This window comes from Arthrobacter sp. P1_D12 (assembly GCF_056406175.1).
The window spans coordinates 59,980-74,044 of the sequence record NZ_JBFUAR010000013.1 but is presented as its reverse complement, the minus strand read 5'-3'; the positions used below and the strand labels follow the sequence as shown (position 1 = coordinate 74,044).

General features: G+C 68.0%; 11 protein-coding genes. 1 reads left to right on the top strand and 10 read right to left on the bottom strand.

Annotated elements, in window-relative coordinates:
- Window positions 1-198 precede the first annotated feature (198 nt).
- Complete coding sequence (locus tag AC1DZV_RS11260) at window positions 199-1,758, top strand: glycosyltransferase family 4 protein (protein ID WP_476953732.1); 1,560 nt, start codon at window positions 199-201, stop codon at window positions 1,756-1,758.
- Here AC1DZV_RS11260 and AC1DZV_RS11255 read toward each other — a convergent pair.
- The 10 genes from AC1DZV_RS11255 to AC1DZV_RS11210 all read right to left on the bottom strand — a co-directional run bounded on the left by AC1DZV_RS11255 (window position 1,755) and on the right by AC1DZV_RS11210 (window position 14,035).
- Window positions 1,755-2,657, bottom strand: a complete 903-nt coding sequence (locus AC1DZV_RS11255; protein ID WP_476953755.1) for an intradiol ring-cleavage dioxygenase — start codon at window positions 2,655-2,657, stop codon at window positions 1,755-1,757. The genes AC1DZV_RS11260 and AC1DZV_RS11255 overlap by 4 nt on opposite strands.
- 248 nt (window positions 2,658-2,905) lie before the next feature.
- Complete coding sequence (locus AC1DZV_RS11250; protein ID WP_476950910.1) at window positions 2,906-4,390, bottom strand: amino acid permease; 1,485 nt, start codon at window positions 4,388-4,390, stop codon at window positions 2,906-2,908.
- A gap of 286 nt (window positions 4,391-4,676) precedes the next feature.
- Window positions 4,677-5,435 (bottom strand): response regulator, encoded by a 759-nt coding sequence (locus tag AC1DZV_RS11245; protein WP_476953731.1) that lies wholly within the window; start codon window positions 5,433-5,435, stop codon window positions 4,677-4,679.
- Complete coding sequence (locus tag AC1DZV_RS11240) at window positions 5,395-6,774, bottom strand: sensor histidine kinase (protein WP_476953730.1); 1,380 nt, start codon at window positions 6,772-6,774, stop codon at window positions 5,395-5,397. Before AC1DZV_RS11240 ends, AC1DZV_RS11245 begins: the two co-directional genes overlap by 41 nt.
- A gap of 36 nt (window positions 6,775-6,810) precedes the next feature.
- Window positions 6,811-7,695, bottom strand: coding sequence for an ABC transporter permease (locus AC1DZV_RS11235; RefSeq protein ID WP_476953729.1), 885 nt, complete (start codon window positions 7,693-7,695; stop codon window positions 6,811-6,813).
- A gap of 3 nt (window positions 7,696-7,698) precedes the next feature.
- Window positions 7,699-8,640 (bottom strand): ABC transporter ATP-binding protein, encoded by a 942-nt coding sequence (locus AC1DZV_RS11230; RefSeq protein ID WP_476953728.1) that lies wholly within the window; start codon window positions 8,638-8,640, stop codon window positions 7,699-7,701.
- A 178-nt stretch (window positions 8,641-8,818) separates the two neighbouring features.
- Window positions 8,819-10,315, bottom strand: coding sequence for a phosphatase PAP2 family protein (locus tag AC1DZV_RS11225; RefSeq protein WP_476953727.1), 1,497 nt, complete (start codon window positions 10,313-10,315; stop codon window positions 8,819-8,821).
- A 15-nt stretch (window positions 10,316-10,330) separates the two neighbouring features.
- Window positions 10,331-11,518 (bottom strand): MFS transporter, encoded by a 1,188-nt coding sequence (locus tag AC1DZV_RS11220; protein ID WP_476950915.1) that lies wholly within the window; start codon window positions 11,516-11,518, stop codon window positions 10,331-10,333.
- Window positions 11,515-12,288 carry a DeoR/GlpR family DNA-binding transcription regulator gene (locus tag AC1DZV_RS11215; RefSeq protein ID WP_476953726.1) on the bottom strand — a complete coding sequence of 258 codons (774 nt, stop codon included), beginning with the start codon at window positions 12,286-12,288 and terminating at the stop codon, window positions 11,515-11,517. The genes AC1DZV_RS11220 and AC1DZV_RS11215 overlap by 4 nt, the downstream gene beginning before the upstream one ends.
- Before the next feature lie 64 nt (window positions 12,289-12,352).
- A complete protein-coding gene (locus AC1DZV_RS11210) occupies window positions 12,353-14,035 on the bottom strand; it encodes an ABC-F family ATP-binding cassette domain-containing protein (protein WP_476953725.1) in 1,683 nt (560 codons plus the stop codon).
- Window positions 14,036-14,065: the final 30 nt, after the last annotated feature.

Below are 14,065 nucleotides of genomic sequence, written 5' to 3'. Positions count from 1 at the left end.
GTCAGACAGGTGGGGTGAGAAGGATCGTGCAAGTAGAAGGTGCGGGGCACGCCCTGTTAGCGAAGACGGTCGGGCTTCGTGGCACCCCGTATCCACCCCCAATCAGTGAATCCGGTCTGGTTCACGGAATGTTTAATGCCGTCATGGTCCATCCGGGCAAGTGGCTCCCGAAGCTAGTCGCGCGCGCCAGGGATCCTCATGTCAACTAAGTTTTTGGGTGCCAGCTGGCATGCCTTCGTGGCCCGGTTATTCTTGCTCGCGCAACGGAATTCCGCCCTGGTTCCGACGCGGGTCAAACGACGCATGCGTGGAATGCTGAATCACGCCGTCGCTGCGGACGTCGCCACCGTTGCGGACTGGTCGCAACCTCTCGTACATAAGTCCGACGCGCCTGCGGTGCGCTGGCCCGAACCAACCTACGACGAAGCCAAGGAAGCGGGGATTGGCTGGCGCCTGCGGGACAACGGCGGCAACGAGATTAGATGCTTGCTCGCGACCGAGACGTTGGATGCTGGCGGGATGGACGAGGTTGTCGCATTCCTGTCCAGGGGTCTGCCACAATTCGGCCTCCGCATTGCGGTTCTGCATGCACCGATCGACCGTTCGAGGACGCTGGGGCGGCTCGGGCGAGTCCTCCGCGAGGAGGGAGTCGAGGTCGTCGAACTCGATAGGGAAGACGGCGCAACTTGGATCCGCAACTGGCGTCCCGATGTGCTTAGCGTTCATGGAGCACCCGAGTGGGTGCTTGAGGCGGCGGCGTCCTGTTCGGTCCCGACCATAGAAACGCTCCATGGCATGCATAACCAGTTCAACGCTGCCCCTTCCGAGGTGGCGAGTCGGCGCGAGTTGCTAGCAGGTCTAGTGAGCGTCAGTGAAATGGTTCGACAGCAGTATCTGGCAATCGACGACCAATGCGATCCGGAATCGGTTGTCACCATTCCCAACGGTGTGCTGGCCCAACGCCGACGAAAGATGCCCAGGGAACAAGCACGCGAGATGATGGGGCTCAGCGACGAGTATCTTTTCGTATCGCTCTCACGGCATTGCGTTCAAAAGAACACCTACGGTCTGGCAAGCGCGTTTTCCCGGGTCGCCGATGCTGTCCCGGAAGCGCACCTGCTCATCTGCGGTCGGCCGGACGATACCGCATATGCCGGACAAGTGGCGAGGCTCAAGAGCAAAATGCGCCATGGCGGTCGCCTGCACTTGCGCGACCATTCGCCCCACCCTGGCGCACTTCTCTCCGCCGCCGACGGCTTCGTCCTCGATTCGTTTTTCGAGGGATGGGCTCTGTCCTCGATGGAGGCCCTGATCGCCGGAATACCAGTCATTGTGAGCGAGGTCGGCGGTGCCCGCGAACAGCTCGCCGGCCGCCCCGAGTGGGGCCGTCTCGTGTCGAACCCGCTAGGCAATGCATTGGATGTGGATTGGGACAGCATGACAGCGGCCAGATTCCAGCGCCAGAGCAATCAGGACGAACTGGTGGCGGCAATGGTCTCCTTCTCGCGGGATCGCGCCTTGGACTTGTCTCGACGAAGTTTCGCGTCGGATGCAGCCGAGAGATTCGACGGCGATCTGTGCCTCCGGCTGCACGCAGATGTTTTGAAGGCGGCGGCGGCTGGAAAGCCCATCGCCTTGACGCCAAGTTTGTGGGGGGGCGGACCGGTGAAAAGCACGGAGCCGGGCCCCAGTGCACAATCCGTGCAAGAATCGGCACCGCCGATCTATTTCGGCCGACACGGGCGCCGCCTTGCCTAGACCGTGAGGTTGAGCCCGGCGGCGTAGCCCGCGGCTGCCGAGCCGCTCACGGTGGCCAACTGGTAGATACCGCCGTCGTTGCCGAAGACGTTGTCGGATTTCAGCGTGGTGCGGGGGAAATTCTGCGCACTGGATTCGTAGCCGGCCGACGCATAGACCTCTTTGCACGCCGCCTCGGTCAGCGCGATCTGGGACACCGCCAAAACCTGGCCGGCCGCCGTCGCATTGCTCATGGACTCGAACACTTCGAAGTGGATGTGCGGCCAGCGGCCGCTGTAGGCGCCGGGGTAGATGGTCTTGAACGTGACCTGCCCGTTGGCGTCGGCCTCTTGGACGCCGCGGAGGTAGTTCTCGTTCTGAAGCCCGGAATCGTACATGGAGTATTTGCCCTCGCGGTCACGGTGCCAGGCGTACACCGCCGCACCGGCCAGCGGGGTGCAGCCGTTGGCGTAGTCGAGAAGGGTCAGCGTGACGGTCAGCGGTACGCCCTCGGCTGTGCTGGTGGAGGTCCCGAAGCTGGATGTGATGTCCTGACGGACCACGCCGGATGCCTCGAGGACGTTGGGTCCGTTGGAACCGTCACCGGGGTAGGGGCCGGCGGTTTCCTGCGGGATTTCGACCCCGCACTCGGCGATCGCCCGGGTCAGCGTCGGAGTGGCCGGGGCCGACGACGACGTCGCCGCGGCCGAGGGCGCCGGGGCTGTTGCCGCCGATGTCCCCGCGGCCGACGTCGAACTGCCGCTGGTGCCGCTGGTGCCGCCCGGGCTGCAGGCCGCAAGGGCAGCGGCCGTTCCCGCGCCGAGGAACATGCCCAGCGTTCGGCGGCTGACGAGGGTGGAGAGATCGAATTCCAGGCCGCGGTCGTGGTTGGGGTGCGGCTCGTGCGGGGGCTGCGGCATTTTTGTCATGACCCCATCGAACCCGGCAGCGCTATGGGCTGGCTAGTCCCTTCCTGTGACGCGGCTGTGCTCCGGCACGCATGGACATTCCCTCCCCTCGGCCCGGAGACTGGGCATGTCCCCCCGGCACGCATGGACATGCCCTCCCCTCGCGCCGGGCAGTGGACATAATGGCGCTATGTCCAGTGGAGGGCGCGGGGGGAGGGCATGTCCGGTGGTGCGGGACCGCCGCGGGGGCGTCCTGGAGGCTACGACACCGGACGGGCGCCCACCGTGGCGTCCTCGGCGTCAACCACTGTGGCGTTCCCGGCGCGAGCCACGGAAGCGTCCTCGGCAGCGTCGGCAGGAGCCTCCGCGGCACCAGTTGCGGGAACGGTGGCCTTGGAGCCGTTCCTGCGGTAGCGGAAGACTCCGATCCCCACTACGACGGCGGCGAGAGCCAGCGAGAGCAGCAGCGATTCCCGGGTGGATTCCAGGATCACCATGCCGATCAGCAGGGCCACGATGCTGACGATCGATACCCAGGTCAGGTACGGGAAGAGCCACATTTTCAGCTGGAGGTCCTTGGCGGCGGCGCCCATGCGGCGGCGCAGTATCAGCTGTGAGCCGGCAATGACGAGCCAGACGAACAGCGCGATGGCGCCGGAGGTGTTGACCAGGAACAGGAAGACCGTGTCCGGGGCGATGTAGTTCAGCCCGACGGTGACGAAGCCGACCACCGTCGAGGCCAGTACCGCGGCGGCAGGCACGCCGCGCTTGGAAATCCGCATCCATGACTTGGGGGCGTCGCCGCGGCGGGACAGCGAGAACAGCATGCGGCTGGCGGTGTAAAGGCCCGAGTTCAGGCAGGAGAGCACCGAGGTCAGCACCACGATGTCCATGATGGTTCCGGCGCCGGGGATGCCGAACAGTTCGATGACCGCAACGTAGGGGCTCTTGGCGACGGAGGCCGAGTTCCAGGGCAGCAGGGTGACCACAATGGCGATGGAGCCGATGTAGAAGACGAGGATGCGCCAGACGGTGGACTTCACGGCCTTCTTGACGGCGTCGACCGGGTTCTCGGATTCGCCGGCGGCGATGGTGGCAATTTCCGCGCCGAAGAAGGAGAACACCACCACGAGGATGCCGGCCAGGACGGCGCCGGGGCCGTTGGGCATGAACCCGCCGTTACCGATCAGGTTGTCCAGGCCGGGCGCCGGAACGCCGGGGATGAGGCCCAGGATTGCGGCAGCGCCGAAGAGCAGGAAGAGCACGATTGCCGCCACCTTGATGGAGGCGAACCAGAACTCGAACTCGCCGTACGACTTCACGGACCCGAGGTTGGTGAGCGTCAGCAGCACCATGAGGACAAGCGCCCACACCCACTGGTCAATGCCGGGGACCCAGCGGTGCATGATCGCTGCCCCGGCCGTGGCCTCGATGCCGAGGACGATGATCCAGAACCATGCGTAGAGCCAGCCGATGCTGAACCCGGCCCAGCGGCCCAGGGCCTTGTCCGCGTAGGTGGAGAATGACCCGGTTTCCGGGTTGGCCGCGGCCATCTCGCCCAGCATCCGCATGACGAGGATGACGACGAGTCCCGCCGCGGCGTAGGCAACCAGGATGCCGGGGCCGGCCTGCTGGATCGCCGCACCCGAACCGACAAACAGTCCGGCGCCGATCACGCCGGCGATGGCGATCATGGACAGATGCCTGGGTTTCAGGGATTTTGAGAGCTGCTGGTCAGCGGGCATGGAAGCGCCGTCCTTCGTGGGGGGGTTCAGGCCCGCTCGTTGCCGGCACGGAATCGCATCCGTGCTGTGCGGCGGACCACAATGTCGTTTCACACTAGACCGCGCGGCACACCGTCCGTCTTGTGCAGTCCCACATATGACGGCGGCTCAGACCGGGCCATCACCCAACGCGAGGGCCAGGGAGTCAACCAAAGTTGCCTCATGGGCAATTCGGCAATGTGCCTGAAACCACTGCTTCAGGTACTACCTGCCAGTAACCTGCCCTACGACGGCCGGGCGACGGCCGTCAATAGTCCGCGTTGCTGGGCACCACGAGGCCGGTCTCATATGCGTACACCACGGCCTGGACGCGGTCGCGGAGGTGGAGCTTGGTCAGGATCCGGCGCACATGCGTCTTGACGGTGGCCTCGGACAGGAAGTACCGGTGCGCGATTTCGGCGTTGGAGAGTCCCTCCGCCATCGCCCCGAGCATCTCGTTTTCGCGGGGTGTCAGGTCTTCCAGCAACGGATCCCGCGCCGGGCGTGCGGGGCTGCCGGCCTGCTGACCGCCCTCGTCCCCGGCGTGCCGGCCGCCGGCGCCGCCTGTCCCCGCAGGATCCAGGCCGCCGGCACCGCGGACATAGGTCTCCAGCAGCCGCTGCGTAACACGGGGTGCCACCACGGCGTCGCCGCTGGCCACCACCCGCACCGCGCTGACCAGTTCCGCCGGCGCCACGTCCTTGAGCAGGAACGCAGAGGCCCCTGCCCGCAGTGCTGCAAAGGCGTATTCATCGAGGTCAAAGGTGGTCAGGATGATGATTTTTGCGTCGGAGCCCGAGGCGGCGATCGCCCGGGTGGCCTCGATCCCGTCCAGCACCGGCATCCGCACATCCATCAGGACGACGTCGGGCGCAAGCTCCCGGACGTGGCGGACCGCTTCGGCGCCGTTGGATGCCTCGCCCACGATGCGCAAATCGTCTTCACCCTCCAGGATGAGGCGGAAACCCATCCGAAGCAGCGGCTGGTCATCCACCAGCAGGACGCGTACCGGCATGTTGTCGGACATTGTTCCCCCTTAATTCCGTGGCATTCTCGCCGTTGCAGTTCAGTTCCGCGTGCACGCGCCAGCCGCGGTCACCGGCGCGCCCGGCGTACACGGTGCCAGCGTAGATCCTGGCCCGCTCCCGCATCCCGGCGATTCCATGCCCGGTGCCGAAGGAGTCCAGTGCGTCAGGCTTCGCCTGCGCGCCGGTCCCGGGAGCCCCCGGGTCAACGGTGCCCCTGCCGTCGTCGAGCACTTCAATGGTGACGCGGGAGCCGTTCCGGACAATGCTGACCTCCACCCGGCTGAGGGCGCGGCCGTAGCGCAGCACGTTGGTCAGCGACTCCTGCACAATTCTGTAGACGGTCAGCTGGAACGCCGCATCGTCGGGCAGGGACGGGCCGGTGTGCGTGTAGTGCAGCGGCAGTCCCGCGGTGCGGAAGCCCTCGAGCAGTTTGGCCAGGCTGCCCCCGGCCACCAGCGGCTCGCGCGGGGCATGTCCCGTGGCGGCGTCCTCGCGCAGCACGCCAAGGACGCGCCGCATGTCGGCCAGCGCGGTGCGTCCGGTCCGGGAGAGTTCGGCCAGGACGCCGGCGGCGCGCTCCGGATCCTTCTTGACCACGACGGCGGCGCCGTCCGACAGGCTGATCATGACCGTCAGCGAGTGCGCCACGACGTCGTGCATTTCGCGCGCGATCCGGTTCCGTTCCGTGACCGAGCCCAGCTGCTGGGCCCGGGCGGCCCAGGCCGCGATCTCGTGCTCGTGCTCGCGCCGCTGCCGCACCGAGATCCCGATCCCCGTGGCGATCACATTCGAGAGCGCGATGCCGATGCCCGCCGCGATGCCCGTCAGCAGCTGGAAATTCTCCGGTGTGCGGACGGCCATGTCCGGGAGCCGGCCGTCCAACGGGCCGACGGCCAGCAGGAAGTACAGGAGCAGCAGCGGGGCGGTGGTCAGGGCCAGGGCGGCGAGGGCGAACCGCCGGGTGCGGACGACGGCGACGGCGTACAGCGAAAACCAGAGCCCGGCGGAGACATTGGACCCCCAGGGATGCAGGAAGGTGACCGCCAGTTCCAGGGCCCCCACAACCGCCGCCACCCGCACCGGATACGCCCGGCGGAAGAGCAGGACCGGCGCGGCCGCGGCGAGCAACACGGCCACCGGCCAGTCGCCGTGGATGACCGATTCGACCGCCGTGGGCGTGACCAGGACCAGGTAGCAGAGCACCACCAGGACGTCCATGACCCGCGGATTGGCCAGCAGGTAGCGCCGGAGCCGGCCGCGGCGGCGGGCCGTGAGTTCAGCAAGGGACGCGGCGGCCGGTCCGGCCGACGCGTCCCTGACAGGTACCGCATCGATCATGCTCTGAGCCTAGACTCTGGGGCCCGTGGCGCCGGCCTAGACGTCCCGCCTCTTGAGCAGGACGGCGGCCAGGAGCACCGGGATGACTACCCAGGCGCCCAGCACCAGGGCGGCCTGCCAGGCCTCGAGGGTGTCCGGGAGGTGCTCCACCGCGGTCAGCGGATCCACGGTGTTGCCGGGCAGGTACTTGCGGGCCTCCACGAAGAAGTCGCCCGGAATGAGCTGGAAGGCGATGGGTGCCACGAAGAACAGACCCACGAGGCTCATGATGCCGCCCGCCGAGTTGCGGATCAGCGTGCCCAGCGCCATGCCGATGGCCGCGACCGCCGCCACGTAAATGCTGTTGACAAGGAGCAGTTTGACCGACTGCGAGCTGCCCAGGTCCAGGCCCAGGCCGTAGTTGTCCAGGATCGGCACGGATACGAATCCGGCGGCCAGGGTGGATGCGGCGGTGACGACGAAGGAGGTCACCACCACCACCACGAGCTTGGCCGCGAAGGCGGGGATGCGTTTGGGCACCGCCGCGAACGTGGACCGGGCCATGCCCGTGGTGAACTCGGAGCTCATCAGCAGCACGCCGAGGGAGCCCAGGATCAGCTGGGCGAACGCGATGCCGGAGGTGGGCACGCTGACGGCGATGTCGCCGCCCTGGGCCGCGAGCCTGGCGCCGACCTCCGGGTCCCGGGCCGCGGCCTCGGAGAACTGGCCCGTCCCCCAGGCCGAAAGCGCCCCGAACCCCACCATGACCACCACTGTGGAGCCAAGCAGGATCAGAGTGGAGAGCAGGGTGCGGAACTTGATGAATTCGGAGTTGAGGACCCGCAGGAAGCTGGGGCCGGGGCCGGAACTGCTGCCGTTTCCGGACCGCGGTGCGTCGGCGCCGCGGCGCGAGGGCGTGGATTCAACGGTTGTGGAGCTCATGGCTTAGTTGCCTCCGGCTTCGACGGGAACGGCGCCCGTGGTGATCAGCGAGTGGTATTCGACCTCATCCTTGGTCAGTTCCATGTAGGCCTCCTCGAGGCTGGCCTGCAGCGGGGTGAGTTCGTAGATCATGACGTGGTTCTCCAGCGCCGCAGTGGCGATCTGGCGCGGGTCCAGGCCTGTGACTTCGAGGAGTTCGCGCTCCTGGACCTCCACCGAGACCCCGGTCCCGGCCAGCAGCTGCATGAGCCGGTCCGGCTGGTCGGTGCGGACCCGCGTCCGGCCCTGGCCCTTGCCGGTGATGATCTCCTGGATCGGGGCGTCCGCAATGATCCTCCCGCGGCCGATCACGATCAGGTGGTCCGCCGTGACGGCCATCTCGCTCATGAGGTGGCTGGAGAGGAAGACCGTGCGGCCCTCGGAGGCCAGGTACTTCACCAGGTTGCGGACCCACACCACGCCCTCCGGGTCAAGGCCGTTGACGGGCTCGTCCAGGATGACGGTCTGCGGGTCGCCGAGGAGGGCGGCGGCGATGCCCAGCCGCTGGCCCATGCCGAGCGAGAAGCCGCCGACCTTCTTCCTGGCCACCTCGGCCAGTCCGGTCATCTCAATGACTTCGAGGACCCGTTTCTTCGGGATGCTGTGGGTCGCCGCCATGGCCAGCAGGTGGTTGTAGGCGGAGCGGCTCGTGTGGACTGCCTTGGCATCGAGCAGGGCGCCGACGTCGCGCAGCGGTGCGGCGTGCCCGGTCAGCGGGGACCCGTTGACCGTCACCGAGCCCGACGTCGGCCGGTCCAGCCCCATGATCATGCGCATGGTGGTGGATTTTCCGGCCCCGTTCGGACCCAGGAAGCCGGTGACCCGGCCGGCTTCGACGGTGAAGTTGACGCCGGCGACGGCGGTCTTGTCGCCGTAAACCTTGGTCAGGCCTCGTGCTTCGATCATGGAAGCGTTCCTTTGCGTTGCGGGAGATGATCCGGGGCACCGCAGTCACGGGCCCGTCTGCACACCACGCTACCGAGGCAACCTGCGTATTTCGCCGGTCTCAGGGATGATTCAGGGACTAATCAGGGTAGTCCGGGAGGATGACAGGGGTTTGGACGACGGGGTCGGGCGACAGGGTTCAGCCGAGGGGCGAATAGTAGGTCAGCGCGCCGGGGCGGACCGAGAATTCCACCCGCCGCACCCCGGGCATGACCTCTCCGTCGACGGCGAGGACCATGGGCCCGTTCCCGGGTTCCACCGTGATCGTGTCCGTTTCGCTCAGATGGGTGATCCCGGACGTGGCCACGGTGCCCGTGAGCACGGCCCAGAGCAGCCGCAAGCGGGCGAACGGCTCATCGGCGGTGATCATCCGCAGATCCAGGACGCCGTCCGCCAGTACCGGGCGCACCAGCGGCGCATGGTCGCGGGGGTAATAGCGGCCGCGGCCGATGTACAGGATCCAGAGCCGGTGCCGCACCCCGTTGACGATCAGCGTGGTGGGGGTGCCGGCCGCGAAGGTCCGGAGCATGGCCACCACTCCGGCCAGGGGTTTGCCCAGTGCCGGCTGGAGCTGCTCCCGCCGGCGGACCAGGTTCGGGTAAAGGCCGATGCTGGCGGTGTTGAGCATCATCAGCTCGAGCTGCTCCGGGCTGTCGGGGAGCCCGCGCTCGACACTCACGTGGCCGACGTCGGCCACGGCGGCCTCGCCGCGAGACGCCGCCTGCACGGCGTCCGCCAGGGTGGGGGTTCCGGCGTCGCGGGCGAAATGGTTCAACGTGCCGCCGGGGAGCACCAGCAGCGGGAGGGAACGTTCGACGGCGGCGGCCGCAGCGGAGCCCACGGTCCCGTCGCCGCCCCAGACGCCCAGGGCCGCAATGCCCGGCCGGGTCGCGACCTGGGCGATGCCCGCGTCGACGGACTCACCGGGCCCGATTTCCTTTATATACGCTTTAGGGAATACTTTTTGCAGGGCGTCGGCAGTCTCGTCAGCATAGGACCCGCCGAGGGTGTTGACCGCGATGCCGAGCCCCTGGCCGTCAGGGAGTTCCGCGGCCGGGGCGGCGCCGCGGCGGGTTTCCGGGAATGGCGGCCGGACGGGCCACCACTTCCGCGTCACCATGGCCGCGCCGGCGCCGATCGCGGATCCGAACAGCACATCCGAGGGCCAGTGGGCCCCGGTGTGGACCCGGGAGTAAGCCACTCCGGCCGCGAGGGGGGCCAGCGCCGCACCGAGGGCCGGGCGGACCATGCCGACCCCGAGTGCGAAAGCCACCGCGGAGGCGGAGTGTCCCGACGGCATCGACGAACTCGTCGGCTGCGGGTTCACGAAGCGGAAGACCGGAAGGTGTTCGGGCAGGGGGCGGGCCCGGGGCAGGAGGGTCTTGAACACGACGTTGGTGACCGCCGAGGCGGCGCCTTGCGCGATGAGTCCGTGCACCGCTGCCCGCCGCGTCTTGCCGGGCACCAGAGCCATGGCTCCGGCAACGCCGAACCAAAGTTTGCCCTTGTTGGCGGCGGCGGACAGACGGCGGAAGAAGTCGTCATGGCCTCCTCCCGGCAGATTGGAGATGGCGCCCACCAGTTTGCGGTCGAATTTCGACAGGCGGCCGGGGGCCTTCCTCAGCATGGTTCGCATTGGACCACCATACTGCTACCTCGCGGGCAGCGGCTTCGCGGCTCCGGCCAGGACCAGCGCCACCACAATCGGAATCCCGATCGCCAGCAGGGCGGTCCTGACACCGGTGACATCACCCAGGTAGCCCAGCAGGGGCGGCCCGGCGAGGAAGGCAATGTAACCCAGCGTGGACACCACGGACACCCGGGCGGCCGCCTTCTTGGGGTCGTCCGCGGCGGCGGACATCCCGATCGGGAACGCGAGGGCTGCCCCCACGCCCCAGAGCACGGCACCGGCGGTGGCCAGCCAGATGGTGCCGGCGAACACGAAGAGGCAGAGGCCCGCGGTCGCCGCCGCCATGCTGGCCCGCAGCACGGCAACGCGGCCGTAGACGTCGATCGCACGGCCACCGAAGAAGCGCATGGCGGTCATGGCCAGCACGAACGCGGCGAACAGCAGCGCCCCCGTGGACTGTTCGGCGCCAAGGCCGTCAACCGCGGCCTTGGCAATCCAGTCGTTGCCGGCGCCTTCGGTCAGGGTGGCGCCGAGGACGACGACGCCGATCAGCAGCGTGCGCCCGTCCCGCCAGGCCGAACCTGCGTTGCCGCGGTCCGCGTCCCCCGCGGCGGGTGCCTCCGCAGGCAGGTGGGGCAGGAAATACCGGGGGGCCACCGTGGTCAGGACGGCGACGACGGCGGCTATGACCAGCAGGTGCTCCGGGAGCCCGACCCCCAGGGTGGATAGTCCGGCGCCGATCAGGGCGCCGACGAACGCGCCGCCGCTGAAGGCCGCGTGGAACTGCGGCATGATGGTGCGCCCGAGCCGGTGTTCGACGTCGGCACCTTCAATGTTCTGCGAAACATCCCACAACCCGACGCCGATCCCGAAGAAGAACAGGGCAATGGCAGTCCCCGGGATGGAGGCCGCCATCAGTGAGAGCGCGACGCCGACGCCGGCCGCCGCGGCCACGAGTCCGGCGCTGCGGACGGTGTTGGCGGTGCCGATCCGGCCGACGACGAACCCGGCAGTCGGCAAGGCGATCAGCGAGCCGACCGCGACGCACAGCAGGAGGGTTCCCATCTGGCCCGCGGTGATGTGCAGGATCTCCGTCACGGCCGGGATGCGGGCTGCCCAGCTGGCGAAGACTAACCCGTTGATGCCAAAGACAAGGAAAGTCGCCCCGGTGGCAGCCTTGAGTTGCGGGACGGTTGCGGTACTGGTCATACGATCACTGCTTCCACCGAGTGCTGGGCGAGTTGGTCAAGTTCTTCCGGGCTGAGCTGCCGGTCCGTCACGATGGCATCCACGGCGTCCAGGGAGGCGACGAGGGCGACGGCGCTGGCGTTCCATTTGGTGCCGGCACAGGCGACGATCACCCGGGCGGCGGATTCGAGGCCGGCGCGTTTGACTGCGGCGTCGTCGAGGTCGTGGGCCAACAGTCCGTCCTTGAGGTTCAGGGCGCAGGGCGTGACGACGGCGGTGTCGAAGCGCAGCGAGCGGATGTTGGATTCCGTCATCGGCCCGCGGAAGGAAAGTTCGCCGGGGACGAGGCTGCCGCCGGGCAACAGGAGCTCGGGGCGGCGCCCGGCCGGAGCGTCGTCTGCGGACAGCGCGGTGACGGCCCGCAGCGACATCGGCATGATCGTCATCTCACGCTGGCGCAACCGGCGGGCGATCTCCGTGGCGGTGGTGCCGCTGTCCAGCCAGACGTGTCCACGGTCCGCGAGCATGGCCGCCACCCCGGCGGCGATCCGCAGCTTGGCGGTGTGGTCCTCGAGTTCGCGTTGCCCGTAGTGCGGGTTTTCGCCGCCGAAAACCAGGCTCCTGGCTCCGCCGTGGACCCTTCGCAGCACGCCGTGCAAGGCCAGGATGTCGAGGTCACGGCGGATGGTGGCGCCGGAGGCGCCGCAGGCGGCCGTCAGTTCGTCCACCGTCACGTGCTCCCGGTCGCGCAGCAGTCCGCCGATCAGGCGGTGCCGCTCATCAGTGTTCATGCTCAAATGCTAGCGGCTGGTGATCATTTAATCATTTGTTGCGCAGATGATGGCCCATGTGGGGTCAGCGGGCGCGCTCTACGCGCTTTTCGTCCCAGACCGGTTCGGCGGACTCGTAGACCCTGCCGTCGGAGCCGAAAACCAGGAAGCGGTCGAAGGTTCGGGCGAACCAGCGGTCGTGGGTGACGGCCAGGACGGTGCCCTCGAAGTGGTCGATCGCCCGTTCCAGGGCCTCGGCCGAGTGCAGGTCCAGGTTGTCCGTGGGCTCGTCGAGCAGCAGCAGCGTGGCGCCGGAGAGCTGCAGCAGCAGGATCTGGAACCGCGCCTGCTGGCCGCCGGAAAGGGATTCGTACTTCTGCTCGGACTGCGCCGCCAGCCCGTAGCCGTCCAGCGCCCCGGCGGCGGCTTCACGGCCCATGCCCGAGCGGTGCTCGTCGCCCCGGTGCAGGATTTCGAGCAGGGTCTTACCCAGCAGGTCGGGCCGGACGTGGGTCTGGGCGAAGAATCCGGGCCGGATCCGGGCGCCGAGTTTCACGGTGCCCTCGTGCGGCACTTCAGCGATCTCGACGTCGGACACCGGCAGGTGCTCGCGCTCGGGATCCGTGCCGCCGGTGGCGAGCAGGCGCAGGAAGTGGCTCTTGCCCGAACCGTTGGAACCAAGGACGCCCACCCGGTCGCCGAACCAGATTTCGGTGGAGAACGGCTTCATCAGGCCGGTCAGTTCCAGCTTCTCGGCCACGACGGCGCGCTTGGCGGTGCGGCCGCCCTTGAGCCGCATCTGCACGTTCTGCTCGATGGGAAGGGCCTCGGGCGGGCCGGCCTCGAGGAACTTCGCGAGCCGGGTCTGCGCCGCGTGATAGCGGTTGGCCATGTCGGAACGGAACGCGGCCTTGTTCTTGTACATGTTGACGAGTTCCTTGAGCTTGACGTGCTCCTCGTCCCAGCGCTTGCGCAGTTCCTCGAAGCGCGCGTTCCGGTCGGCCCGGGCATCCACGTAGGACCCGAAGCCACCGCCGTGGATCCAGGCGCCGGCGCCGTTGATGCCCGGTTCCAGGGTGACGATGCGGCCGGCGGCGTTGTTGAGCAGTTCACGGTCGTGGCTGATGAAGAACACGGTCTTCTTCGAATCGTTCAGTTTGGCCTCGAGCCAGCGCTTGCCCGGAACATCGAGGTAGTTGTCCGGCTCGTCCAGGAGCAGCAGTTCGTCGGGGCCGGCGAAGAGGGCCTCGAGGACCAGACGCTTCTGCTCGCCGCCGGAGAGGCTCGACGCCGGGCGGTGCTGTGCCCGGTCGAAGGGCAGGCCGAGGGCGGCCATGCAGACCTCGTCCCAGACCGTTTCGACGTCGTAGCCGCCGGCATCCCCCCAGTCCACGATCGCTTGGGCATAGGCCATCTGGGTGGGCTCGTCGTCGTGCTCCAGCATGGCGAGCTCTGCCTCGTCGACGGCCCGCGCGGCGCCGGCCAGGGCAGGCGGGGCGGCGGAGACCAGCAGGTCGCGGACCGTGGACTCGTCCCGGACCTGGCCCACGAACTGGCGCATGATGCCCATGTTGCCGGAACGGCCGATCACGCCTTCGTCCGGGACGAGGTCGCCGGAAATGATCCGGAACAGCGTGGTCTTGCCGGTCCCGTTGGGCCCGATCAGCGCTGTCTTGGTGCCGTCCGGGACCTTGAAGGTCACCCCGTTGAGCAGCTGGGTGCCGTCGGAGAGGAAGTAGTCGATGCCGGATACGTCAATATGAGCCACGCGTTCAATCTTCCCACGGCCGGGAAAGCG